Here is a 25,702-nt window from a genome sequence, read left to right on the forward strand (position 1 = left end):
ATTTATCAATGAATTATCAAGAAAAAATAAAACACATCCAAATTCATTTCCCCATGTCAGTTTTATTAAAAAAATTAAATATCATACCACCAAACTTCAACCCCAAATATCGTTTCCCTTGTCCCATTCATCAAGGAAACAATCCTACTTGTTGTCATTTCACTTCTACTAACAAAATTCATTGTTGGAAATGTGGTCGAGATTACGATCTGATTGATGTTTATATGACTATCCGTCAAATTAAATCTTTTTCTAAAGCGATTCAAAGAATAGAAGGATTTATGAATTCTTTCGAATTTAAAACCTTAATCCAACAAGAAAAAGAAACAACGCAAACAACTACTAACCCTTTTCAACAACCATATCATCCAATTAAACCAAAACAACCAGTTGACGAACAGGAAATTAATATCAAAAAGAAACAATTATTTAAAAAAATCTCACCCTTATTCAACCAAATTAGAGATTATTATCATTATTTATTAACCATTAATCGCAACAACGAAAGCCAACCAGGAATAGAATATTTAACTCAAAAAAGAAAACTCACTGTAGAAACTATTAAAGAATTTAAACTAGGCTATGCCCCATTATCTGATAAACCTTTATCTTTTCGGTTAGTAAATTACTGTCAAAAGAAAAATATTAATATCGATAAATTATTAGAATATGGTTTTATCAAAGAAAAAACTAATCAACAAAGAAAAAAATATTATCATGATACTTTCCATGGTTCAATTATTATCCCCATTGAAAATGGTTATCATCAAACTTTTCATTTTTATCAAAACCATTTTCGCGAAGTTTCTTACTTTCAACCAAAATATCAATCATTAAATAATTTTAGTAAAACACCGACCTTTCATTTTAGTTATCGTTTTTTTGAAGCGTTACCTTTTATCAAACAAACAAAAACCATTATCATTCATGAAGGTTTTTTTGATGTCATTAGTTGTTGGCAAAATAGTATTAAAAACGTGGTCGGTCTCATTTGTGTCACTCAATTACTTTCTCAATCTCAACTAGAAATTCTCAAAAAAGAAAATATCAAAGTCATTATCGCCTTAGATAACGACGAGACAGGCCGAAAACGAAGTGAAGCCTTAGGAGAACAACTTAAAGAAGCAAACTTTTATACGAAATTAGACACATTTTACCTCCTTACGACCAAACTTGTAAAGATGTCGATGATTTATTACGTCAATACGGAAAAGAAGCATATCAAAAATGTTTTTTAGACCCATACATTACTTATGAAGAGGCCAAAAATAAAATCATCGTCGATTTAGCGGTTCATTTCTTTGGCGAAGACAAAGTAGAAGTAATTAATTAAATTATTATTTTGTTACACCAATATATAACATCTATACATATAAATACATTAACACACTCTCATAAAAGTATATATAAACCTAAATTCAACTATTTAGGGTTTTTATTTTTATAACAAACAATCAAAAAGGAGAAAACAAATGAAAACAATTATAGAAAAATTTATTAATAATGGCAGGAAAAAATTTATTGGTGAATACGATAAAGAAACTGAAACAGCCATTAAACAAATTCATTATCAACCTGATGGAACATCTATTAAATGTGTATATGAATACGATAAAAATAATAAAAAGCCATTTAAAAAAACTTATTACCGATCTGACGAAAAAATTCTTAAAAGTGTATATGAATACGATAAAGCCACAGGTAAACTAGTTAAATATACTTATTATCAATTTGATGGTAAAACTATTAATTTTGTAACTGAATACAATAAAAATACTGGTAACAAGGTTAAAAAAACTCATTATCAATCAGACGGAAAAACTATTAGAAAAATAACTGAATACTAAATAACCCAAAAGGAGAAAAAAGATGAAAAAAGATACCAATCAAGAAATTAGAATCGGAGGTTGGAACACAAAAACCACCCCTAACGACTTAACCCAAATTAAAAACTTTTTAAAAATATTAAAAGAAGATTTAATCAATCTCACTATTATTGCTCATTCTAAAAAGAAAAATACCTACCAAGAAGCTAATTACCGTCCGAAAAACCAAACTCTCTTTGTCGATCCTCAAATCTTAGAAGAAATGAAAAAAACAAAAATAACCTTAATTAATGATAATTTCTCTTCTAGTAATAGGTAAACTATTACTTTCTGATTTAACCCCGCTTAAAAGCCAAAATAACCCCCTTAAACACCTATTTAATATCTTCCAAATCAATTATAAAAATGAATTTAAAAATATCATCAAAGAATTAATCGGGAAAATTGATGTCAACCAATTAAAAACTTTACAATTATATCAATTAGACCCTCAAAAACTAGATAAATACCATAAACCCATGAAAACTAACTATAAAAAAGGGTTAAACATTATTTATTATCGAAAAGAAGACTTAAAATATATTCAATTCTTTTTAACAAAAGATAAACAAGGATATCGGGTGAAAAAACTACATCCTATGTATAAATATTTAATAAAAAAAGAAAACTAACAACTTTATAATACTTTATAACACTTTACTAACAGTTTTATAACAGTTTTATAACAGTTTACTAACAGTTTGTCTTTAAAAATAATCTATATAAAGACTAACTTATTCAACCAGTGATATTTTATATTTTATATTGATATATAATAATGATATCGATATTTGATATTATCGCATTATCATTTTTAATATCATTATTATTTATCGATATCATAAAAACCTCTTTTTTAAGTAATTTTATTTTTTTAATTTATTTCAATCATTAAATCAAATTTAATTTTTAAATTAATTGCCTTACCAAGTATTTATTTATTATATATATGAAAAAAAAGATGAAAGCGCTGAAGAGCTTATTTATCCAATAAAAAATCTTTTAGAGTTATAATAATTGATGTATTTGAAAATAATTGGTATTAAGATGCAAAAATTAAAACAAAAAATTAAATTATTACAAAAAATTATTGAAAAAATTAAAAAAATTGATAAAAAAATGGTTTTTCATTTAGTCAACCAATTCAATCAAACTCTTAATTTAACCACTATTTTAAAAACAATTCAAATTAAAAGAAGTACTTATTATTATTGGTTGAAAATGAAAAATAAACTAAAAGAAAAAGAAGAAAAATACCTGTTACAACAAAAAAGAATTAAAGCTTTATGTCTCCATTATCAATATTTTTACGGCCATCGAAAAATCACTGATTTATACCAAAAAACCTTTAATGAATTTATCACCAAGAAAAAAGTTTACACCATCATGAAAAAAAATAACATTAATTGTTGTTTAAGAATTAAAAAAAATTTTACTTATCGTAATTTAAAAAATAATCTCCAAATAATTCCTAATTTAATCAATCAAGATTTTATGGCCACCAAACCCCTCCAAAAACTCTTTACTGATATCACTTATTTCAAAACTAATCAAGGTTTTCTTTATTTTTCTTGTATTATTGACTCTTTTAACAACCAAATAATCGCTTCACATGTTTCGAACCAACAAAATAAAAATTTAGTTTTAAATACTATTAAAAAAATTACCTTTATTAAAAGAACCTTGTATTATTCATTCCGATCAAGGCAAAGTTTATCAATCACTCAAAATTCAAAAAAACTTTAACGAAAAAAGGTTTTTTAATCAGCATGTCAAGAAAAGCCACCCCTCGTGATAACGCCGTCATTGAAAACTTTTTCGGCCAAATGAAAAGTATTTTACAACATCAACATCCATTTTTATTTCAAAAATCTCCTGATAAAATGAAAAAATTAATTAATCATTTTCCGAAATTTTGGAATACTAAATGGATTTTAACTAAATTAAACAATTCAACTCCATCTCAATATATTCAAAATTTGAGATAAATTTTTAGTTGATGTAAAATAAAATAATATAACCTTGTAAAAGGTTATTTTAGTGCGCCTTTTTTTAAGAAAAATAATATAATTAATAATAAAAGTTAATTTTTTTTCATTTTGTTGGAGAGTTTTTCACTTTTTTTACCTAACTATATAGTGTAAGGGTACAATATTTAAAAAAATATCTTTTGAAATTAAAGAATTATTAAAAAAAGTTTAGACACTTTTTAATTCAACAAAATATTTCTTTAGTTTGAAAAGATATGAAATTATCTATTAATTTTTTAGTCTTAAAGAGTTATTTTAAAATAAAAAGTGTCTAAACTTTTGGAACAGTCTACAGTGATTGAAATAAAATTAGCTAGAAATTTACCATCTTTATCTTTTTTGTTGTTTTGAACTGCTAAGATGAAATCTACTTTTTTAAATTCTTTGAAAGTTTGTCCTGATTTTGGGCTTACAGTTTCTAATTTTAAATCAGTAGCGATTCTTCCTATTAAATTTACACTATTCATAATATTTTTTTCCTTTTTTTTATTATTTTTAAAACGTTTTTAAAATAAAAAATAATTTGAAATTATTCTTTTGTAGATAGTCAGTCTTTATAAGACATCTTTTAAATTATTGTTTTAAATAAATCATTTTTAGAATGTTTGATTAGTTTTAAGTCTTGCAAACTTCGGACAATTTTGTTTAGTTTAGATTTTTTTTGATGTAATTACTTTTTTAGTTTTAATATCAATGAAATCGATTCTAATTAATTTTTCTTTTTTTGTGTTTTTGTCAATAATATAAATAAATTCTTCAATTAATTCGTTTTTTGGTTTTAAAAACTTCTTATTTGGAATAATTGTTTCTTTGATAATATTTGGATTAAATGAATATTGAATTATTTTAATTAATTCATTGTTTTTAAATTCTTTGGTGAAATTAATTTGTTTGTCTTTAGTGAATTCAATTGTTTTAATTAATTTGTTGTTTTTAATGTTGTATAAATTGATTGTTTTAATGATAGGTGTATTTGGATAAAAGATTTTTTCTTCTTTGGTTTTTGAATTTAAATTAGTCATTGAAATTAATTTTTTATTTGTTTTCAAATAGTTGGTAACAAAAATTTTATCTTTTGAATATTTTTTGTCGGCTTCAATGATTTTGTTTAAATCTTTGATTTCTTTGTTATTTACAATTATCATTGGTTCTAATGAAGAATTGATTTCGTAAGTATGAAATAAATTTGATGTTATTTCTTTAGTAATTGTTTTTTTAAAAAATAATTTAGCTAGTTTTTTAATAGCATGTTTTTTATAATTTTTAATTGATTCAATATCAAATCTTTGCACATCATTATTTAATTCACTTTCTTTATTTAATGAATCGGCGATTTCTTGATTAGATAAATAATTAATATTCATATCATCAAATTTTCTATCAAGTTGATAATATTTAGTTAAAACTTTTTCTTGATTTTTAGATAATTTAACAAATTCAATTTTTTCTTTCAAATCTTGAAATTTAGTTTCTTGATTAAACAATTTTATTGGATTTGAAAAATTATTATTTAAAGAAATGGATAATAGAATTTCATCTTGTTGTTGATAGTTTAGAATTTGAAAATTTCTTTTAATTGATTCATTGACAGAAAATTTATTTTTATCTTTTATCCCAAGGTATTTTTGAATAAAATCAGATAATCCTTGAGTTAATTTTCTTCTAAAAAAACTTAAATTATATTTTTTATTTTTAAGAACATAATCATTTAAAAATTGATTGAAAATAAAAAAAGATTCTTGTTCAGAATCTTCAATTGATAACGATATCGGAAAATAAACTTTTTTAGATAATTTATAAATGAATGGTTTAATGAAAGAATAAAAAAACCCATTTTTAACTTTTTTTATTTCAAAATTTAATTTGTTAGTTTTTTCGTTAATAATTTCATAATCTTGTTTAAAAATTTTGTATCTTAAATCATTTATATCTTTGTTAGTTAAAAATTCATTTATTAAATCTTTAAAAATTTGATTTTTTGTTTCGTAAAAATTTTTTTGTTTCAATTCTGATGTTGTTAATTTTTCCATAATAATTAATTTAATTTTAAAAATTAAATAAAAAAAAAGATTATCAATTAGATAATCTTTTAATGTTTTTTAAATGATTTTTTGGTTATTTTAAAGGAAGTACCATGTTTTGAATATGTTCGACTCCGCCTAATACACCAAATAGTACACCGTCTAGTACACCGCCAAAAAATACACCCAACAACACACCAAATAGTACGCCACCAAATACTCCTCCTAATACACCAAACAACACACCAAATAGTACACCACCAAATACTCCGCCTAATCTTAAAAAGACAAAAAGTATAATTTTTATTTACAAAAAAAATAAAACATCTAAATAAAAAAGACTTTTAAGTCTTTTTTAATTTTCAAAAAACATATTATAAATAATAAAATTTATCATTAACAAAATAAAAAACGACAAAATTTAAACCAAATCGTTTATAAAAAAATAAATAGTTTTATTTTTTCTTTTATCTAAAAATTAATCTAATTAAACAAAAAAATATTATTAAAAACATAAATTTTTAATTCTTAATTCTAAATTAATTAATATAATAAAAATAAAAAAATTTTTATTTTTATTATATTAATTGTTTTTTATCAAAACAAAAATATTAAAAAATGATAAAATATTTATATGTTTGTATTTTAGTTTTAAATGAAAGTATATTAAAATTAAAATTTAAATTTTAAATATATTTAAGGAACAATAATAATTAAATTATATGAAAACTAAAAATTTTTTAAATCATATCGATCAATTAGCCGAAGAACATGAGTTAACTAGACAACAAACTTTAGAAGCTTTCGAAAAAAGTATTATTTCTGGTTGTAAAAAAAATTATCAAATTAAAAGCTGTCATTTAGATTTTGATAAAGAATATGAAGAATTTTTTTTATATAAAGAATATTTAGTTATGGAAACAGAACCAAATACGATTAACGAAGAAAATGTTAATATTAAAAAAATAACTTGTATTAACTTAGAAGAAGCTAAAAAATTAAAAGAGAATCCGCAAATAGGAGAAACTATTAGGATCGAAGTTGATCCTAAAAATTTTAATTTTTATGCTAGTCAAGAGTTTAAAAATAAACTTAACGAAGAAATCATTAAATTTAAAAAAGAAAATATTTATATTTTTTTAAAAAAATATGAAAATAAATTAATTGATGCTAAAGTAACTTCTATCAAAAAAAATTTTTGCACTTTAGAATTAGAAAAAGAAGTTCAAACTGTATTATTAAATAAAGATAAACTTAATAATGATGAATTTGAAATAGGTGAAATAATTAAAGTTTATGTTACCGAGGTTCAAAAAACTACTAAAATGCCGAAAATTTTAGTAAGTCGTATTTGTACTGAATTTATTACCGAAATTTTTAAAGAATTTATTCCTGAAATTCAAGAAGGAATTATAGAAATTGTCGAAATGGCTCGTTTTCCTTCATTAAGAACTAAAATAGGTTTATTATCTCATGATAGTACCATTGATGCTGTAGGTTCTTGTATCGGAGATAAAAGTGTTAGAATCAGACATATTATTAACATTTTAAAAGGTGAGAAAATAGATTTATTTTTATGGAGTGATGATCCGAAAGAACTTATTGCTAATGCTTTAAAACCTGCTCAAATTAATCAAGTTAGTATTATTGATTTTGAACAAAAAATAGCCACTGCTTTAGTAACTGAAGATCAAATTTCATTAGCTATCGGAAAATTTGGAACTAATGTACAATTGGCTACTATAGTTACTAAATGGAATATTTCCGTTAAAGTTATCTAGTTTTTGAATATTTTTAAAAAAATATTTTTTGTTTTAATTTTATTAATAAATAATGATCCTTTTTAAAATTAGACAAAATTATGAGATTAAAAAAAGAAATAATAAAGAGAGATGATTAAAGAATCATGAATAAAAAACAAAAGGATGATGATAATATTTCTAAAGAAAAAATTAAAGTCAAAAGTTATTTATTTAATCCTAAACATACTATTAAAGATTTAGCTAATATTTTAGAAATTTCTAATATTACTTTAATTAAAAAATTTATAGAAGCAGGGATTAAAACAAATATTAATCAATTTGTCACTAAAGAAATTGCTGAAATGTTAAGTATGATTTTAGATATCGAAGTTATTTTTGAATCCACATCTAAAGAATCTTTAAATGAAGATATTAAAAAAGAAATGATAGATTCTAATTTAACTAAAAGAGTTCCTATTGTAACTATTATGGGGCACGTTGATCATGGAAAAACTACTTTGTTAGATGTAATTAGACAAACTCGTTTAGTAGATAAAGAGTTTGGAGGTATTACACAACATATCGGAGCTTACGAAATTGTTTATGATAATCAAAAAATAACTTTCATAGATAGTCCAGGTCATGAAGCTTTTTCTCAAATGCGTTCTCTAGGAGCTAAAGTAACTGATATTTGTCTTTTAGTAATTGCTGCTGATGATGGAGTAAAACCTCAAACAATTGAATCTGTTAAACATGCTCAAGAAGCTGAAGTCGAAATTATTGTTGTTATTAATAAAATAGATAAAACTAATAATAAAAAAGAAAGTATTATGAATGATTTATCTAATTTAGGTTTAACTCCTGAAGAATGGGGCGGAACAACTGCATATATAGATATTTCAGCTTTAAAAAAAGAAGGAATAGATGAATTACTAAAACTTATTTTATTAATTAGCGAAATGAAAAATATTCAAACTGATTTAACTAAAATGGTTAAAGGAGTTGTGTTAGAAGCTAGTTTAAATAAAAATAAAGGTCCTTCGGCTACTTTAATCACTTCTCAAGGGGTTTTAAAAATAGGCGATGTAATAGTAGTAGGCGATAATACTTATGGTAAAATTCGTTCTATCGAAGATGATTTAAAAAATAGTTTAAAAGAAATTTACCCTTCACAACCTGTATTAATAACAGGTTTAGATTCTGTACCTAAAGCAGGTGATTTATTTGCGACTGTTTCTGATATAAAGACAGCGAAGCAAATTATCGAAAATAAAAAAAGTTCTTTAAAAGAACAAAATCAATCTAATTCGAATTCTAATAATCATATTTATAATAATGTGTTAATATCAAACAAAGACGAAGAAAAGAAACGTTTAAATATTATTTTAAAAGCAGATACTCAAGGTAGTTTAGAAGCTATTGTTGAAGTTTTAGAAAAATTAAACATTCAAGACATTAAAGTAAATATTATTAAAGCTACTGTTGGAATGGTGACTTTAAACGATATTGTATTAGCGCAAACCTTTAATTCTTGCTTAATTAACTTTAATACAGTTATTAACAATACTTTACAAAAGAATGCTAAAAATTTGAAAGTAGATATGCAAAACTATAATATTCTTTATAAAATAATCGAAGATGTAGAAAATAAATTAAAAAATTTATTAGATCCTGTTTTAGAAGAAAAAGCTACTGGCCAAGCTGAGATTAAAAAAATCTTTACTATTAGTTCTATAGGAAGCATCGCAGGTTGTTATGTTACTAAAGGAACAATTTTTAATAATTCTATAGCGAAAGTAATTAGAAACAATAAAGTTATTTTTCAAGGTAAAATTGTTTCTTTAAAACATTTAAAACAAAATATTAATAGTGCTAATCAAGGACATGAATGTGGTATTTTGTTAGATAATTTTAATAATTTTCAAATTGATGATATAATAGAATCATTAAAAATAGAGAAAGTGATCATTTAATAATGAACAATATTACAAATAAGAGAAGAGCTAATTTGATTTATGAATTATTAGTGGATATAGTTAATGATATCATTAAGGATGCTCAAATAGGTTATATTACTGTAACAGGCGTAGATTTATCAAATGATTTATCTTTTTGTAACATTTTTTACACTATTTTAAACGATACTCCAGAACTTTTAAGTTTAGTATCTAAAACTTTAGAAGAAAATAAAAGAGAAATTCGTTTAAGATTAGCTGGAAAAATTCAACATATGAAAAAAATTCCTAATTTAATATTTAAATACGATGAATCTTTAACTTATGGAAAAAAAATAGATAAAATTTTAGATAATATTATAAAATAAAAAATAAATAAAAAAAGATAAATTTACATTTATCTTTTTTTATTATTCAAATAAATTATTAAAAAAGATAAAAAAATAATATAAAAAAGGCTCAAAAAATATATGTTGTATGCAGAAGTGATAGTCGATAATAAAATTCCTAATTTAAGCCAATGTTTTGATTATTTAATTCCTGAATATTTAGTAAAAATAGCTCAAAGAGGAATGAGAGTCATTGTTCCTTTTGGAAATAAGAATACTGAGCGCTTAGGATATATTTTAAAATTGAAAGAAATAACTCTTGTCGAACCTAAATATATTAAGTCTATTATAGAAATTTTAGATGACATTCCTTTTTTAAATGAAGAGTTTTTTTTATTAGCAGAAGAAATATTAAAAATTCCTTTCATCAATCCTGCTTTAGCATATAACACTATTATGCCAAGGAGTTTTTTGAGCACTTATATAAGGCAAATTACCATTATTAAAGAAAAAGAATTGAATAAAGAAATTAAAGAATATTTAATTAAAAAAAAAGGTATATTATCTTTAAAAGATATCGTTTTGTCTACAGAAGAATTATTTAAACTTCAAAAAAAAGAAATTATTAAAACTAAAATTATCATTTCTAAAAAAGATTATCGTCCTTCAATAGAACCCGAAATTATTAAACATAAAAATGAAATTATTCTTAATTTTAAAAATACTTTTTGTTTAAATGAAAAACAAGATTTGATTTGGAAACAAATTTCTTGGGATGGTTATAAAAATTATTTATTATATTATGATTGTTATGAAGATAAAATAGCCATATATTTGAAATTAATCGAAAAAACTTTACAACAAAATAAACAAGTTTTAATTTTAGTTCCAGAAATACTTTTGATTTCTTTTTTAAAAGAACAGATTAAAAAATATTTTCCAGAAATTTTATTAACAGTTTTAACATATGAATCTGATTATAAAGAACATTATCAAAAAAATCAAGATATTCAAGAGAACAAAATTTTTATAGTAATGGGAACAAGGAAAGTTATTTTCGCCCCCTTAAAAAAAATAGGGGTTATTATCTTTGATGAAGAAAATGATGAGTCTTTAATTGAAAAAGATAAAAGTCCTAATTATGATTCTAAAGAATTAGCTTATATTCGCTCTCGATATCATAAAATACCTTTAATCTTTTTTACAACAATGCCTTCGATAGAAAGTTATTGTCGTCTTAAACAAAAAAAAATTATTTTTTTGAATTTAACTCACAAAAATAAACAAAAGATGCAATTAATTGATATGAAAGAAGAATTAAAAAAAGGAAATGTATCTCCTTTATCTTCTGTTTTATTAGAATATTTGCAAAAAAATATAAAAGAAAAGAAAAAAACTATTTTATTTATTAATATTTTAGGATTTTCTCCTTTTGTTTTATGTCGTTTTTGCAGTTATATTCCTAAATGCAAAAAATGTTATAAAAATTTAATTTTTGTTCATAATCAATTTATTTTAAAATGTACTTATTGTCATTATACTGAAAAATTTTCTTCTCAATGTCCATCTTGCCTTAATAAATCATTAAAACATGTTAGTTTAGGGATTGAATATATTTCCTTATTTTTAAAAAAACAGATTCCCTCTATTAATTTCGTAAGTATAGATTCTAATGATATCAAAAAAATAACTCAATATCAAAAGATTTTGCAAAAATTAGAAGATAATAAAATCGATCTTTTGTTAGGGACAGAGATGATAGCTAAAAACTTAAAATTACCTTCTATCGAAACTATAGGTATTTTAATGGCAGATGTTCTTTTGAATATCCCAAATTTTAAAGCAACCGAAAAAACTTTTCAATTATTAATGAAACTATCTAATTATTTATCTGAAAAAGGAAAGATGATTATCCAAGGTTATAATACGAACCATTTGGTTCTTCAAAAAGCTCAATATTATGATGTTTTTTCTTTTTTGGAACAAACTTTAAAAGATAGAAAATTAGCTAATATTCCGCCTTTTTGTTTTTATAGTAAAATATTAATTTCGCATTCTAAAATGTTTAAAGTTTTAACTATTGCGAATAAAATCAAAAAAATTTTAGAAAATAATTTAATTTATAAAATTATAGTTTTAGGACCTACTTATCCTTGTGTTTTTCATAAAGATAAAAATTACAGAATTTTATTAACTTTAAAATATTATGATTGGCCTTTGAATTTGAATTTTATTATTGAACAAAATTTAAATGAAGATGCTTTTATTTTGTTTGATCGATTTGCTAGTATTATTTAATTTATATTTTTAATTTACTTTTGGAATCTCAAATTTTCAATTTATAGAAATGAACTTTTTAAAGTTAATCTCTATTTTTTATTTAATTATGATTTTTAAATTTGAAATTAAAATTTATTTGTGTATATAATTATAAAATTTTATATAATAAAAACATATATAAATATTTTAGAATATGTAATGTTTATTTTTGTATTTATTCAATGAAAATAATTTATTATGATTTTTCAATAAATAAAATAATCATAAATTTTATTTATGATTTTAAGCAATTATTAAACAAAATTTTGTTTAATAATTTTTATTTTATAATCGTTTCTTAATTCTAAATATAATAATTTTTTTGTTTTAAAATTAATACTTTTTTTATTCATTATTTTAAATTTATTTTAATATAAACAAATAAAATTTATTTTTAATTTAATAAAAGACATTAATGGAAAGGTTATAAATATTTATTTTATGACAAAAAAAAATTCTTCTGCAAATAAAAATATATTTGAACCGAAACAATTCACAAAAGAACGATCTATTTGGATAAATTTAATTATTTTAGCTTTTCCTATTTCTATATATTTATTATTTCAACATTTAGGTTCTGCAATAGATTTTTATATCATTCAAAATCCGAAATCAAATAATAATGTTGAATCCGCTGTAGCTTATATGAAACAAATTAAAAAAGTTCTTCAAAGTATCGCTATAGCTTTAGGTGGGGCCGGAGTTGTTTTAGTGGCAAGAGAATATAAGCAAAAAAATAATCAAAAAGCGAAACAATATGCAAATTTAGCTTTTGTAATTGCAGTCTTCAGCTCTTTAATCATTTTTTTTATTTTTTATTTTGGCGCTTTATTGCCTGCCCCTTTAGGAAATATTTTTTTAAAAAAAGAATATCATTCTGACGGAGGTAAAGAATATTATAATATTTCTTTATTAACTTTTGTTTTTATTACAATCAATGCTATGTTTATTGGTTTAGAAAGATCTAAAAATAAAAATAGTTTTGTTTTATTTTTAAATGTTTTTAATATTATTTGTAGAATTTCAATATCCTTTATTTTTAAACATATTAAAGGTTTAGATATTACAGTTGTTCATTTAGCTTGGGCAGATTTATTGTCTAATTTCATGATTTCTATTTTAGCTTTTTATTTTATGTTTCATCCTAAAAATGATTTTCAAATTCAATTTCATAAATTAATTTTTTCGAAAGATATTGTCAAAAGTATATTAAAATTATCAGGAATGTTAGTTATTGGCAAAGCAACTTATGAAATCGGAAAAAAATTTGTTAATGATATGGCTACGGACTTTTATGGTCGCGATTTATTAGCTATAACAGGATTTGTTACAGTTATAAATGGTATTTTTTATTCTATTTCTCAATCTTTTGAAGATGCTGAATCAGTAATGGTTTCTCAAAATGCTGCACTAAATAAAAATAAAAAAACTTTAAAAATTTTTAAAAATATTTTTATTATTACTTTAATAACTGGGATCGCAGGTGTTTTTTTAAATCAATTTTTCGGAGAAAAATTACTTCCGTTTTTAACAAATAAAGACATTAAGGGTGAAAAATTAAAAAATTTTAAAGAAATTTTATTTTACGAACAAATGTCTTTGTTTACTTCTGTTTGGGCTTCCATGATCATGATTTATATAATGTCTTATAAAAAAAATGCTAATATTGTTTTATTGTTGAATATTTTAAGAATTATAACAAGAATGTGTTTATTATGGTTATTTCATGAGTTTACTGAAATAAATGATTATACTCAATTTGGTTTAAGTACAAGTTTAAGTAATATAATTGTCTTAATAACTACTATCGCTTTATTTATTTCTTTTATTAAAAAACAACAAATAATAGAATTACAAAAAAAATAATATAAAATTTAGGAGTTATAAAAAAATGAATTTAAAATTAAACATTCAAGGGATAAAAACTTTTTTAGATTGGGAAAAAGAAAGTTCGCAAATACAATCAAAAGTAACTAAAATACATAATATCTTACATAAAGATTACGAATTACAAAAAAAATATTTAGGTTGGTTGGATTTACCTTTACAAAAAAATATTTTTTCTGATATTAAACAAATTCAAAAATTAAAAAAATTAAATGAAGATTTAGATGTTTTAGTAGTGATAGGCATAGGAGGTTCTTATTTGGGAGCTAAAGCAGGAATAGAATTTATTCAAGCGCCTTTTAATAAAAATAAACCTCAAATTATTTTTGCGGGGCATCATGTCTCAGGTAATTATTTAACTAATTTAATTAATCATTTAAAAGATAAAAAATGGGCAATTAATGTGATTTCTAAATCAGGAACTACTTTAGAACCTGCTTTGACCTTTAGAATTTTAAAGAAAGAAATCGAAAATAAATACGGCAAGGAAAAAGCTCAAAAATTAATTTTCGTGACTACTGATGCTGATAAAGGTATTTTATTAGATATCGCTAAAAAAGAAGGTTATGAAACATTTGTTATCCCGAATTCTATTGGTGGTCGTTTTAGTGTTTTAACTATTGTTGGTATTTTACCTTTTATTTTTGCTAATTTAGATTCAGAAGCTATTTTACAAGGGGCTAAACAAGCTTATAAAGATACTTTAACTGATGACTTAAATAAAAATCTAGCTTATCAATATGCTGTAGCTAGATATTTAATGTATACTAAATTAAATAAAAAAACAGAATTATTTGTTAGTTATGAACCTCATTTATTAGCTTTTGCTGAGTGGTGGAAACAATTATTTGCAGAATCAGAAGGTAAAAATGAAAAAGGACTTTTTGTAGGTTCAGTTAATAACTCTACAGATTTACATTCTTTAGGACAATTTATTCAAGAAGGTTCTCGTATAATGTTCGAAACAATTCTAAATGTTAGTAATATGAAAGATGATTGTTTTGTACCAATGATTGACCAAAAATTAGATAAATTAAATTTTTTAGCTAACAAATCTTTTTCTGAAATAAATCAAAAAATATTACAAGCTACGAAACAAGCCCATATAGAAGGAGGCGTTCCTAATATAGAAATCATAATTCCTCAATTAGATGAATATAACTTAGGTTACCTTATTTACTTTTTTCAAAAAGCTTGTGCTATGTCTGGCTATTTAATAGAAATTAATCCTTTTGATCAGCCAGGAGTAGAAATTTACAAAAAAAAAATGTCTTCTCTTTTAAATAAATAATTTTTTATTTAAAAAAATAATATTTCTTTTTATATTAAACAAATTACATTCTTTAAGATTTTTAAAATTTAAATTTTTAATAAAAAAATAATTTAATTTATAAATTGTTTTCGAAATTAAAATATATTTTAAACTTAGAAAAGTTTTGTTAAATAAAGAAAGGTAATATTATTTAGGTCAAATAATATTAAATAAAAGATATGATAAATAAAACAAATTACAAAAAAATAAATTTAAATATTTTGATTTTATTTTTTATGTTTATAATTTTATTATTTAATCATTTAATATTTTGTTTAATTAATGCATCTAACGGCAAAGACATTCAAAATCTTGAAACAGTTATACCAATATCTAAAAGAATTATTTTTCTTAAAAAAATTGATAAAAATAATAAAGAAAAAATTTTAGAAGAAATTCGAAAAATAAATCCTTTATTAAAAGATTTACCTAAAGAATATGTAAATTTAAAGTTAAATAATGCAATTCAAATTATGATTCCCGAGAATTCGTCAATAATAACTAACATATCTGGTCAAGTAATTTTAAATATTTTAGAAATTCAAAATATAGATGTGATTATACCCGAAAACAAAAGAACTATTGAACTTACTACAATTGATAAAAATAATAAAGAAAAAATTTTAGAAGAAATTCGAAAAATAAATTTTGCATTATTAAAAGATTTAAATATTGATGATTTAAATATAGCAGATAATCAAGTAAGTATTATTATTTCCGATCAAAGAAAAGAAATATTAAAAATGACTGGCGTAGTAATAATAAACATTTTAGAAAAAGAAATTTCCGAGACTTCATCTTTAAATAATCCTAAAGCGTATGATAATAAAATTACTAATAATAAATCAAATTTTTTCTTATGGATTGTTATCACTTTAGTTATTTTAATTTTATTAGGTGGATTGTGTTTATTTTTTTATAAAAAATATAAAAATAAATTTATTGACAAATAATAAATATTGCGATAATCATATTTATAAAAAAATCACAAAATTATTTATTTTTATTAAAAAAATATTAAAAATATATATTTTCTTATAAAAGAATTTAATTATTTTAAATTCTTTTTTTATTTTAATAAAATTTAGAAAAGAAAATTATGAATATGTTAAAACAAAATAAAAAAATTATTTAAATTGATTCTGTATTTTTTATTATATTACTTATTGCTTATATATAATTTTAGTAATTCATTAAAAAAAGAAAGATAATAAATAAGATAAAGAATTAACAAACATAAACGAAATAAACAATAATTAATAACGACAAAAGAAAAAATCTAAATGCTCAAAATTTAAGTGAAAATCCTGAATAAAATTAAAATCAATAATATCCATAATAAAAATTTATGGATTTTTTTATTTTAAACATCTATAAATTAAAAAATTTTAATTTATATTTATATTTATATTTATTAAAATAAAAATTAAATAAAAATTAAATAAAAATTAAATAAAAATTAAATAAAAATTAAATAAAAATTAAATAAAAATTAAATAAAAATTAAATAAAAATTAAATAAAAATTAAATAAAAATTAAATAAAAATTAAATAAAAATTAAATAAAAATTAAATAAAAATAAATATATAATAAAATTTGTTCGTACATTGATAAAAGGAATATTTTGCAATAAAAGGCAAACATCTTATTTATTATTAGGTTAAAAATTTAAAAACAAAAAATTAAAAAAATATATAATAAAAATAACAAAGGTAGAATATATGTTAATGAAAAATTTAATTAAAACACAATTTTTTAATATATTTAATTATATTATCAAAGAAACAAGCGTTGAAATGAGTAATTTTAAAAATTTTAATAATTCTTTTAATTGTGTATTTATTTCTTTAATTTTTTTTAAGTTTATCTATAAAAAAACTTAACTCAATTTTAGTTTTTCATGTGGGGTTAATTATTAATTTTTGTTATTTATATTTTGTTTAATTCGAAGGAAATAAAAAATAATTTATGATTTTTTATTAATTATTCTATTTTTAGAATTAAATTTATTTTTTCTAAAAAAGTTATTTTATTATTTTTTGAAATTTTATATAAATCTTGATAGACGAATGATAAATATTTTTTATTTTTACTAATATCTTAGACAAAATCATTTTTAGAAAAAAATTTAAATTAATTTTTTGATTCTGAAAAAAATTATAATTTTTAGACATTTATTTTGTAATTGTTTTATTACTTGTGACGATGGTTACGAATATTTTATTATGGATTAATTTGTTGTAATAACAAAAGGAACTAAGTGCTATTTATCTTAGTGATTCCAAGAAGAAGCGTTAATATATTTTTTTTGATTTTGATACTATAATTGAGTTCTTTTATTTAAATTTTGAATTTTCATTTTTTATTTTTCTTTATTTTAAATTTTAAAACAAAAAAAACTTATTAAAGTTAATTTTCTTTTTATTGGGTTCTGGGTATGAATGATAAACTGTTTTAATTAAATCTCAAGTAGATGTTTGGTTATTTATTTATATAATTTATTTTTTTCTGTCTGATTGTAATTTAGTTCCTTTAATTTTTTTTCAGTAGATGCATCTAATTAATTGATATTAAAATATTTCTGTTTTTTAGTTATGAAAAAGTAAAAATATAAATGTTTTTGGCTCCATTGGAAAGTTTTAATAGATCTTCAATGGTATATTGAGTCTTTGTATGGCCAATATTGAACGGACATTTCATATTAGTTTCTTTACTTGGAGGTGCCGGAGGTGCGTGCCGGTAAAATACGTATACCATCATCAAAATAAATAGCTTCGATTTGTTTTTCTTGGTAATTTGCTGATGGTAAATTTTCAAAACCATTATCGGTTGTAACATTATAACATCCTAATTTAATGAATTTTGGTGTTTTAATAATATTATGGTTTATAAGATAGTTATTAATAAGTGTCTCTTTATCTTGACCAGGATTGATTCTTTGAGACACTAAATGAATTTGAGCTTCTGTTTTATTAGTTATTTTGTTAGCATCCCAAAAGGCAAATGTTTCTTCAATGGCGAAATTGTATTTTAAGAGATCTTCGAGGGTATATGTACGGTCTTTATTAGGATATCTTTCTTTTAAAGGATTGATTCTTGGTTTTAAGTAGACTCCCAAAAGACCCTTCGGAGGATCTTTCAAATACCAATAAAATTTATTTTCGTTATAAGCGTTATAAGCAGGGATCTCATTAAAGAGACTGTCCTTATTCATTTCAATTGCTAAATGTTTCAAAATTATAGGAATATCTTTTGTACATAAAACTCTGACATCATGTATTTTTAATTTTGTGTTACACTCTGTCTTCTCTAACCATTCTTTTAGGTAAATTTTTTTGTCATATAATTTGATATTTTCTTTAATTTGATGGCGAAAACAAGGATAAGCGAAGATGGAAATATGAATAATAAATATCATAATTAATAAAGTGATAATGATTTTTTTAGATAAAGGTAATTTTAGTAATTCGGTATAAGTTATTTTCTTGACCATTGCGTTGCGTTGTCGTAAAATAAAAATATACTCTTGTATATGAGAATCTAGTCATTTAAATTTATGTTTAATTTTAAGGTTTTAACAATTTTCTTTTAAAAATTTTTTAAAAAAATAAAAAAACTTATTAAAGTTAATTTTCTTTTTTGAATTATCATTGTTTTTGTTTTTTTAACTACTTTTTCTGTAGTAGGAGTGTTTGGAGTTTTTGATTTATTCGATAATTAACATTCTAATATCATAAAAATTATAATTATAATTGAGGGATTTTCCAAAGAGATATTGTTGCGTTCGAATTAAAAAAGAATTTTTTTTATTTTTAAAATTAATAATTTTAATCTTATTTTATTATTCTATATAATAATTATAAGTTAAAAAAAAAAAAAAACAATTTATGTATTTTTTAAATAATAATTTCGAAATCTTTTTTAATATTATCTTATGTAAAAGAAAAAAGTTAAATTATTTATTTTAAAATAAAATGATTTAACTTTTAAATTATTCATTTTAAAAAGTTTTATTTTTCCCAATCGGAGAATTTCTTTTTAATATATAATATGTTTATTTGGAAATAAAAGAAAACTTTAAATTAAATAAGATTAAAATTTATTTAAAATATTATAAATATTGATATAATATTACTACCTAATTAAAAAAGTATTAGTCTTAAAAATAATTACTTTATGGTAAAAAGGTTTAAATTTTTTAAATAAATTTTATTTTTTGAATTTATTTTTTTATAAAATATCCAAAAATAGAAAATTGTTGATTTAAATTCGAAAAAATATGTAATTGAAAAAAATAAGAATTTAAAATTTATTAAAGAGGGAAACAATGTGTTCTGTTAAATATCTTTATAATAATTACATTTCGAATGTAAATAAAAAAATTTTTATTAATGGTTGGATTAAAAATTGTCGTTTTCAAAAAAATTTATTTTTTTGTGATTTAAGTGATGGTACTTTTGTAAAAGAATTACAAGTAGTTTATAAAAATGTTAAAGAACATTATTTTATGGAAATAAAAGATAAGTTACAAGTAGGAGTTTCTTTATATTTAGAAGGTAATTTAGTGCTTACTTCTAATGCGCTTCAACCTTTTGAATTATTAGCTGACAAAATAGTTATTTTAGGAGAGAATCATGATTCTTATCCTATTCAATCTAAAAAACATTCTAAAGTTTTTTTACGTCAAGTAGCACATTTAAGATTTAGGACTAAACTTTTCGGAGTTGTTTTCAGAATTAGAAATACAGCTAGTATTGTTATTCATGATTTTTTTCAAAAAGAAGGATTTATTTGGGCGCATACACCCATTATTACTACAAGCGATGGCGAAGGTGCAGGAGAATTATTCCAAGTTACTACTTTAGATTTAAATAAAGTACCTTTGGATAAGAATAAAAAGGTCGATTTTAAACAAGATTTTTTTGAAAAACCAACTTTTTTAACTGTTACAGGACAATTAGAAGGTGAAGCGATGGCTTTAGCTTTTAAAAAGATTTATACTTTTGGCCCTACTTTTAGAGCTGAAAATTCTAATACTTCTAGACATGTATCAGAATTTTGGATGATCGAACCAGAAATGGCTTTTTGCGATTTACAAGAAAATATGAAAATGGCTCAAAAAACGCTTCAATACATTATTAAAAATTGTTTAGACAAAAATAAAGAAGATTTTTTATTTTTAGAACAAAATGTAGAAGAAAATTTAATTCAAAGATTAGAAAAAATAGCTAATTTAAAAGAATTTAAAAAAATTACATATTCCGAAGCAATTAAAATTTTATCAAAAAGCGGAATTGAATTCGAAAATAAACCTGTTTATGGTTCAGATTTATTTACAGAACATGAAAGATTTTTAACCAATCTTTTTAATGAACCTGTTTTTGTTATTGATTGGCCTATTGATATAAAAGCTTTTTATATGAAAAATAATCCAGATAATAAAACTGTTGCCGCTATGGATTTATTAGTTCCTAAAATTGGAGAATTAATAGGTGGTTCTCAAAGAGAAGAAAATTTAGAAGTTTTAAAAGATAAGATGAATAAATTTAATATTTCTCAAAAAGAATTGGAATGGTATTTAGATTTGCGTCGTTTTGGCGGCTGCGTACATTCAGGTTTCGGAATAGGATTCGAAAGATTATTACTTTATTTAACTGGTTTAGATAATGTTAGAGATGTTATAGCATTTCCTAGAGCTTCTAAAAAAGCTTTTTTTTAAAATAATAAAAATATTAAAGGATTTTAATTATGGGAATAATATTAGATAACGTTTCTAAAGTGTTTATAAATAAACAAAATAAAAAAAAATCTTACGCAGTTGACAAAATTAAATTAGAAATCGCTACGGGAGAGTTAGTAAGTCTTTTAGGACCTTCAGGATGTGGAAAATCAACTATTCTTTATATGATTGCAGGATTATCAAAAGTTTCTGAAGGAAAAATTTTTTTTGATGATAAAGATGTTACCGATTTACCTCCTGAAAAAAGAGGAATTGGTTTGGTGTTTCAAAATTATGCATTATATCCGCATATGACAGTACTTCAAAATATTATCTTTCCTTTGCAAAATTTAAAATTTTCAGATGAACAAATTAAAAAAGAAGTCGAAAGAATTTCTGTTTTAGCTTCTATTGAAGACTATTTAGATAAAAAACCTTCTGAACTTTCTGGAGGACAACAACAAAGAGTATCATTAGCTAGAGCTTTAATTAAAAATCCTAAAATTTTATTATTAGATGAACCTTTATCTAATTTAGATACAAGACTTCGTTTAAAAATGAGAGAAGAAATTAGAAGAATTCAAAAAAAAACAAAGATTACAGCTATTTTTGTAACTCATGATCAAGAAGAAGCAATGTCTATTAGTGATAAAATTTATGTAATGAATAAAGGTGTTATTCAACAAAAAGATATTCCTAAAAAAATTTATGAAGATCCAGTTAATTTATTTGTAGCATCTTTTTTAGGTGTTCCACATATTTCTATTTTTAACGGACAAATTAAAGATGGTAAATTGATGATAGGCGATACAGTTCTTTTGGCTCATTCTCGATTTAATAATATGAATCAAGAAGTTCATGTTTCTGTAAGACCGGAAGGATATACTATAGAAAATAATGGTATTTTTGAAGTAGAAGGAATAGCTTTAGAAAATATCGGAAGAGAATTATTTTTATTAGCAAAACATCCTAATTCAGTTCATAAAACCTTTCAAATTATTATTCCTACTTATAAACAAAAATTATTAGATTTATCTAATGTTTATAAAAAAAAATTTCGCTTCAATATTGTTGAAAATAGATTTTTTATTTTTGATAAAAAAAGTGGTAATAGGATTTATTAAATGTTGAATATTATAAATCAAAAAAAAAATAATCATTGGTTTTATTTAGCTCCTGCTTTGATTATTTTAACTATTTTTAGTTTTTATCCTTTAGTTAAAATTTTAATTATTTCTTTTACTCATTATGATAAATTTAGCGATACTTGCGATGTTCCTATAACTTTTAGTAATTATGTAAAAGTTTGCAAAGATGAAGAATTTCTTTATGCTTTGAAAAATACTTTAATATTAGTTTTTTTAGTAGTTCCGATTTCTATTTTTATTTCTTTAGTGATTGCTTTAACTTTAAATAATGTTAAAAATTATTTTTTTCAAAATACTTTTAAAACTTTTTTTTTCTTGCCCTTAATTTCTAATAATGTTGTTATGGGAATGATTTTTGGTATTTTCTTTTATTATAATTTTGGACTTATTTCTGATAAACCAAATGGTTTATTTAATTTGTTTATAGGAAAATTAGGTTTTGGTTCTGAACATGAATGGATTAATAGAACAGCACCATATAGTCATAAAATATTTGTTTTAATTTTATATAATATTTGGAATAGATTGTCGTTCAAAATTTTTGTTTTTATTTTAGCTTTGCAAGAAATTGATAAATCATATTATTCTGCGGCTAAAATGGATGGAGCTTCTAGATGGCGTATTTTTTCCAAAATAACTTTGCCTTTAATCGCGCCTGTCATTTTTTATCAATTTATTATAGAGATGTTAGCTGTTTTTAAAGAATATGAATCTGTTGTTGGTTTATTTGGGCATAATCATAATTATAAAATAAGAACAATAGTGGGTTATATTTATAATCAATTATCTAGTTCTACTTTAGAATCTTATTCCAAAGGGACAACAGCTGCTATTATATTATTTATTATTTCTATTTTATTTACAATAACAAGTTTTATTTTTTCTAAAAAAAAATAAGTTAATTTAAAGGCCATAGAAGTATAATGAATAGTATAAAAAAACCTTTATTAAATTTTTGGAATGATTTAGTAATTAGAATTAAAAAAATTGATTTTTTATCTCTTTTTAAATATTTATTTTTATTTTTAGTTACTTTTTTATTTATTTTACCTTTTTACTTGATGTTTGTTACATCTATAAAAACACCAACAGAAATTATGCAAGATAATGCATTATCATTACCTAAAAATGGATTTCATTTTATAGAAAATTACAAAGAAGCTTTTGTAGGGCAATTTAAATTTATGCCTTATTTTTGGAACACCTTTAGAGTTACTTTTTTATCTACTTTATTAGGAACTTTTTGTTCTATTTTGACAGCTTATGCTTTAAGTAATATTTTTCATTTTCGTTCTAAGTCTGTAATAATATTGTTGTTATATTTAGGGTTAATGACGACTAGCGAAACATTAACAATAATTAATTATAGAATTGTTTCTAATTTAGGTTGGGTTGATTATGGCAGAGGGCCGCAAGTAATATTTGGTACTGATTACGCTTTAATTATTCCTTATTTGATTAATATAGTTCATGTTATTCATTTATTAATAACTTTTAATAATATTCCTAAAGAATTATATTATAGCGCTAAAATAGATGGCACTAGTAATTGGAAGTATCTTTGGAAAATATTAGTTCCTATTACTAAATCTTCTATTATTGTGACTGTTATTTTTAGAATAGTAGCTGCTTGGAATGCTTATGCTTGGCCAGAATTAATGGGAGCTAAATTATTAACTAATATGGCAAGAAAAACTTTTGATAATGAAATAGGACAAAATATAAATATTCAAATGGCGGTTGCTTTTTTAATTAATATACCTTTGATTTTGATTTTTATTTTTTTTAGAAAATATATCGTCTCAGGAGAAAATAAAAGTGGTATCAAGGGATAAAATTAAAAATTTTTTATTTCTTTTCGGTTATTTTTTATTGTTATTTAATATTGCTTTTATTTTTAATATAATTGCTATTCGTAAAAAAAACAATTTAAAAGAAGAACCTTTTCAATTAACAATAGACGAATTCAAAGACGCTAAAGAATATTTCAAAAATTCTAAAAAAAAGGTTAAAATTACTTTTTGGCATAATTTATATGCGGAAGAAAGAAAAGTATTAAACAAGATTATTCAAGATTTTGAAAAAGATTATCCTGGTATCGAAGTTTTAGAAGATAATAAAGGAAATTGGGGACAAATATTTAAACATGTTTCTAACGCTTTAACTGTTGATAAACAACCTAATTTAGTTGTTTCTTATCCTGATCATGTGGGATTTTATCATAAATCTAATAAAGTACTTCCTTTAGATGCTTTTATAGATAAAGATGAAGATTTTAAAAACAATAAACAAAATGATTTTTTACCATATTATTTCGCACCGATTCAAATAGAAGACAAAATAAAACATTATTATTATTTACCTTTTTTAAAAACAACAGAAATTATGTTTTATAATAAAGATTTATTAAAATCTATCCATGATAAAATTCCTGAATTAATAAATGACAAAGGGGAAATAGCAAAAGATTCATTGTCATGGGTTCAAATGGATGAAATATCTAAAATATTAAAAGATTCAAATAAAAAAGATTTTATACCAATAGTTGTTGATAGCGAATCTAATTTATTTATAATTTCTACTCAACAAAAAGGAATAAATTACCCATTAACAAAAGAACAAACTCAAGATTTTTTACATAACTCTGAAGTTCAAGAATTACTGCAAGAATTTAAAACCAGATATGATAATAAACATTTAACTTTAGGAAAATTGACTGGCGAAGAAGATAAAGTTCCTGAACTTCTTATTAACAACAATATTGCTTTTTATATTACATCAACAAGAAGGTTAGACAATTTATGCATAGACAATGCTTTTATTCCTAAATTGGGTTATACAAATGTGCCTACTGTTAATTCTGAATCAAATAAAAATATTTTACAAGGTTCAAATGTTAATTTATTTTATTCTAAAAATAAAGACGAGATGTTAGCTTCTTGGTTTTTTTTAAAACATTTAACTTCTGAAGACGTTTATAAAGATTTTTTAAAAGAAAATAAATTTTTTAATATTACACGTGATAACAAAAAAACTGAAAATATTAATATAGAAACAATACAAAAAGAACAAACAGAAAAAAATAAAGAAGAAACAGAAGAATTAAAATCTCTAAGGAAAAATTTTTTTAAAGAATTTATTGTAAAGAATGCAGAAAAATCTGAAAATAATTTTTTTACTACTTCTATTTTTGAAAATTCGGATTTTTTTAGAAATATTATATCAGATTTATTTATAGAAGTTTTAACGATTGATAAAGATACAAATGACAAAGATGTACGAATTAAAGAATTATTGACAGAAGCTATAAACAGAATATTGACAAATTAAAAAAACATTTATATATCGATATTTTGTGATAAATATCACTTTTT

Annotated in this window: 17 protein-coding genes and 3 pseudogenes; 16 read left to right on the top strand and 4 right to left on the bottom strand. The window is 21.9% G+C overall.

All coding sequences use genetic code 11. The annotated features are described in order from the left end of the window. The first annotated feature begins 8 nt into the window (after nucleotides 1-8). From CWO85_RS01560 to CWO85_RS01575, 4 genes and pseudogenes are all read left to right on the top strand, one after another. A pseudogene (locus CWO85_RS01560) lies at nucleotides 9-1,333 on the top strand (toprim domain-containing protein). A 139-nt stretch (nucleotides 1,334-1,472) separates the two neighbouring features. Continuing rightward, nucleotides 1,473-1,847 (top strand): DUF2963 domain-containing protein, encoded by a 375-nt coding sequence (locus tag CWO85_RS01565; protein WP_121463938.1) that lies wholly within the window; start codon nucleotides 1,473-1,475, stop codon nucleotides 1,845-1,847. Nucleotides 1,848-1,869: 22 nt separating this feature from the next. Then, nucleotides 1,870-2,497: pseudogene (locus tag CWO85_RS03840) on the top strand (phase variable surface lipoprotein). A 415-nt stretch (nucleotides 2,498-2,912) separates the two neighbouring features. Beyond that, nucleotides 2,913-3,853: pseudogene (locus CWO85_RS01575) on the top strand (IS3 family transposase). A gap of 284 nt (nucleotides 3,854-4,137) precedes the next feature. Here CWO85_RS01575 and CWO85_RS01580 read toward each other — a convergent pair. The 3 genes from CWO85_RS01580 to CWO85_RS03635 all read right to left on the bottom strand — a co-directional run bounded on the left by CWO85_RS01580 (nucleotide 4,138) and on the right by CWO85_RS03635 (nucleotide 6,157). Next, a complete protein-coding gene (locus tag CWO85_RS01580; protein WP_121463939.1) occupies nucleotides 4,138-4,362 on the bottom strand; it encodes a hypothetical protein in 225 nt (74 codons plus the stop codon). Nucleotides 4,363-4,545: 183 nt separating this feature from the next. Continuing rightward, nucleotides 4,546-5,925: an RNA polymerase beta'' subunit family protein gene (locus CWO85_RS01585; protein WP_121463940.1), complete on the bottom strand. Its 1,380-nt coding sequence runs from the start codon at nucleotides 5,923-5,925 to the stop codon at nucleotides 4,546-4,548. A gap of 85 nt (nucleotides 5,926-6,010) precedes the next feature. Then, complete coding sequence (locus tag CWO85_RS03635; protein WP_161554979.1) at nucleotides 6,011-6,157, bottom strand: hypothetical protein; 147 nt, start codon at nucleotides 6,155-6,157, stop codon at nucleotides 6,011-6,013. A gap of 481 nt (nucleotides 6,158-6,638) precedes the next feature. Between CWO85_RS03635 and nusA the strand changes: the two genes are divergently transcribed. The 7 genes from nusA (at nucleotide 6,639) to CWO85_RS01620 (ending at nucleotide 16,413) form a co-directional block, all read left to right on the top strand. Beyond that, nucleotides 6,639-7,697: a transcription termination factor NusA gene (nusA, locus tag CWO85_RS01590; RefSeq protein WP_121463941.1), complete on the top strand. Its 1,059-nt coding sequence runs from the start codon at nucleotides 6,639-6,641 to the stop codon at nucleotides 7,695-7,697. Nucleotides 7,698-7,822: 125 nt separating this feature from the next. After that, nucleotides 7,823-9,631 (top strand): translation initiation factor IF-2, encoded by a 1,809-nt coding sequence (infB, locus tag CWO85_RS01595; RefSeq protein WP_121463942.1) that lies wholly within the window; start codon nucleotides 7,823-7,825, stop codon nucleotides 9,629-9,631. A gap of 2 nt (nucleotides 9,632-9,633) precedes the next feature. Then, nucleotides 9,634-9,981: a 30S ribosome-binding factor RbfA gene (gene rbfA / locus CWO85_RS01600; RefSeq protein WP_121463943.1), complete on the top strand. Its 348-nt coding sequence runs from the start codon at nucleotides 9,634-9,636 to the stop codon at nucleotides 9,979-9,981. Nucleotides 9,982-10,083: 102 nt separating this feature from the next. Next, on the top strand, nucleotides 10,084-12,240 hold the full coding sequence (priA, locus tag CWO85_RS01605; protein WP_121463944.1) for a replication restart helicase PriA: 2,157 nt from the start codon (nucleotides 10,084-10,086) through the stop codon (nucleotides 12,238-12,240). 462 nt (nucleotides 12,241-12,702) lie between these two features. Continuing rightward, nucleotides 12,703-14,127, top strand: coding sequence for an MATE family efflux transporter (locus tag CWO85_RS01610; protein ID WP_121463945.1), 1,425 nt, complete (start codon nucleotides 12,703-12,705; stop codon nucleotides 14,125-14,127). 25 nt (nucleotides 14,128-14,152) lie between these two features. Then, nucleotides 14,153-15,439: a glucose-6-phosphate isomerase gene (locus tag CWO85_RS01615; protein WP_121463946.1), complete on the top strand. Its 1,287-nt coding sequence runs from the start codon at nucleotides 14,153-14,155 to the stop codon at nucleotides 15,437-15,439. Between the two features lie 200 nt (nucleotides 15,440-15,639). Continuing rightward, nucleotides 15,640-16,413, top strand: a complete 774-nt coding sequence (locus CWO85_RS01620) for a hypothetical protein (protein WP_121463947.1) — start codon at nucleotides 15,640-15,642, stop codon at nucleotides 16,411-16,413. A gap of 1,758 nt (nucleotides 16,414-18,171) precedes the next feature. Here CWO85_RS01620 and CWO85_RS01625 read toward each other — a convergent pair. Next, nucleotides 18,172-18,954 (bottom strand): hypothetical protein, encoded by a 783-nt coding sequence (locus tag CWO85_RS01625; RefSeq protein WP_121463948.1) that lies wholly within the window; start codon nucleotides 18,952-18,954, stop codon nucleotides 18,172-18,174. 834 nt (nucleotides 18,955-19,788) lie between these two features. On the opposite strand from CWO85_RS01625, the gene asnS reads away from it, so the two are divergent. From asnS to CWO85_RS01650, 5 genes are read left to right on the top strand one after another with little or no spacing between them, the layout of a single operon-like run. After that, on the top strand, nucleotides 19,789-21,180 hold the full coding sequence (gene asnS / locus CWO85_RS01630) for an asparagine--tRNA ligase (RefSeq protein WP_121463949.1): 1,392 nt from the start codon (nucleotides 19,789-19,791) through the stop codon (nucleotides 21,178-21,180). A 29-nt stretch (nucleotides 21,181-21,209) separates the two neighbouring features. Next, on the top strand, nucleotides 21,210-22,304 hold the full coding sequence (locus CWO85_RS01635; protein WP_121463950.1) for an ABC transporter ATP-binding protein: 1,095 nt from the start codon (nucleotides 21,210-21,212) through the stop codon (nucleotides 22,302-22,304). Continuing rightward, the gene (locus CWO85_RS01640) at nucleotides 22,305-23,225 is read left to right on the top strand and encodes a carbohydrate ABC transporter permease (RefSeq protein ID WP_121463951.1); all 921 of its coding nucleotides are present in this window, start codon (nucleotides 22,305-22,307) and stop codon (nucleotides 23,223-23,225) included. Between the two features lie 26 nt (nucleotides 23,226-23,251). Beyond that, nucleotides 23,252-24,163, top strand: a complete 912-nt coding sequence (locus CWO85_RS01645; RefSeq protein WP_121463952.1) for a carbohydrate ABC transporter permease — start codon at nucleotides 23,252-23,254, stop codon at nucleotides 24,161-24,163. Continuing rightward, nucleotides 24,147-25,658 (top strand): extracellular solute-binding protein, encoded by a 1,512-nt coding sequence (locus CWO85_RS01650; RefSeq protein ID WP_161554980.1) that lies wholly within the window; start codon nucleotides 24,147-24,149, stop codon nucleotides 25,656-25,658. Before CWO85_RS01645 ends, CWO85_RS01650 begins: the two co-directional genes overlap by 17 nt. Nucleotides 25,659-25,702 lie beyond the last annotated feature (44 nt).

This window comes from Candidatus Phytoplasma ziziphi (assembly GCF_003640545.1).
Taxonomy (GTDB): domain Bacteria; phylum Bacillota_I; class Bacilli_A; order Acholeplasmatales; family Acholeplasmataceae; genus Phytoplasma; species Phytoplasma ziziphi.

Bases quoted from the DNA above. Each gene is read 5' to 3' on its own strand.
- CWO85_RS01565 (WP_121463938.1), top strand. From the start codon at position 1,473: ATGAAAACAATTATAGAAAAATTTATTAATAATGGCAGGAAAAAATTT.
- CWO85_RS01580 (WP_121463939.1), bottom strand. From the start codon at position 4,362: ATGAATAGTGTAAATTTAATAGGAAGAATCGCTACTGATTTAAAATTA.
- CWO85_RS01585 (WP_121463940.1), bottom strand. From the start codon at position 5,925: ATGGAAAAATTAACAACATCAGAATTGAAACAAAAAAATTTTTACGAA.
- nusA (WP_121463941.1), top strand. From the start codon at position 6,639: ATGAAAACTAAAAATTTTTTAAATCATATCGATCAATTAGCCGAAGAA.
- infB (WP_121463942.1), top strand. From the start codon at position 7,823: ATGAATAAAAAACAAAAGGATGATGATAATATTTCTAAAGAAAAAATT.
- rbfA (WP_121463943.1), top strand. From the start codon at position 9,634: ATGAACAATATTACAAATAAGAGAAGAGCTAATTTGATTTATGAATTA.
- priA (WP_121463944.1), top strand. From the start codon at position 10,084: ATGTTGTATGCAGAAGTGATAGTCGATAATAAAATTCCTAATTTAAGC.
- CWO85_RS01610 (WP_121463945.1), top strand. From the start codon at position 12,703: ATGACAAAAAAAAATTCTTCTGCAAATAAAAATATATTTGAACCGAAA.
- CWO85_RS01615 (WP_121463946.1), top strand. From the start codon at position 14,153: ATGAATTTAAAATTAAACATTCAAGGGATAAAAACTTTTTTAGATTGG.
- CWO85_RS01620 (WP_121463947.1), top strand. From the start codon at position 15,640: ATGATAAATAAAACAAATTACAAAAAAATAAATTTAAATATTTTGATT.
- CWO85_RS01625 (WP_121463948.1), bottom strand. From the start codon at position 18,954: ATGGTCAAGAAAATAACTTATACCGAATTACTAAAATTACCTTTATCT.
- asnS (WP_121463949.1), top strand. From the start codon at position 19,789: ATGTGTTCTGTTAAATATCTTTATAATAATTACATTTCGAATGTAAAT.
- CWO85_RS01635 (WP_121463950.1), top strand. From the start codon at position 21,210: ATGGGAATAATATTAGATAACGTTTCTAAAGTGTTTATAAATAAACAA.
- CWO85_RS01640 (WP_121463951.1), top strand. From the start codon at position 22,305: ATGTTGAATATTATAAATCAAAAAAAAAATAATCATTGGTTTTATTTA.
- CWO85_RS01645 (WP_121463952.1), top strand. From the start codon at position 23,252: ATGAATAGTATAAAAAAACCTTTATTAAATTTTTGGAATGATTTAGTA.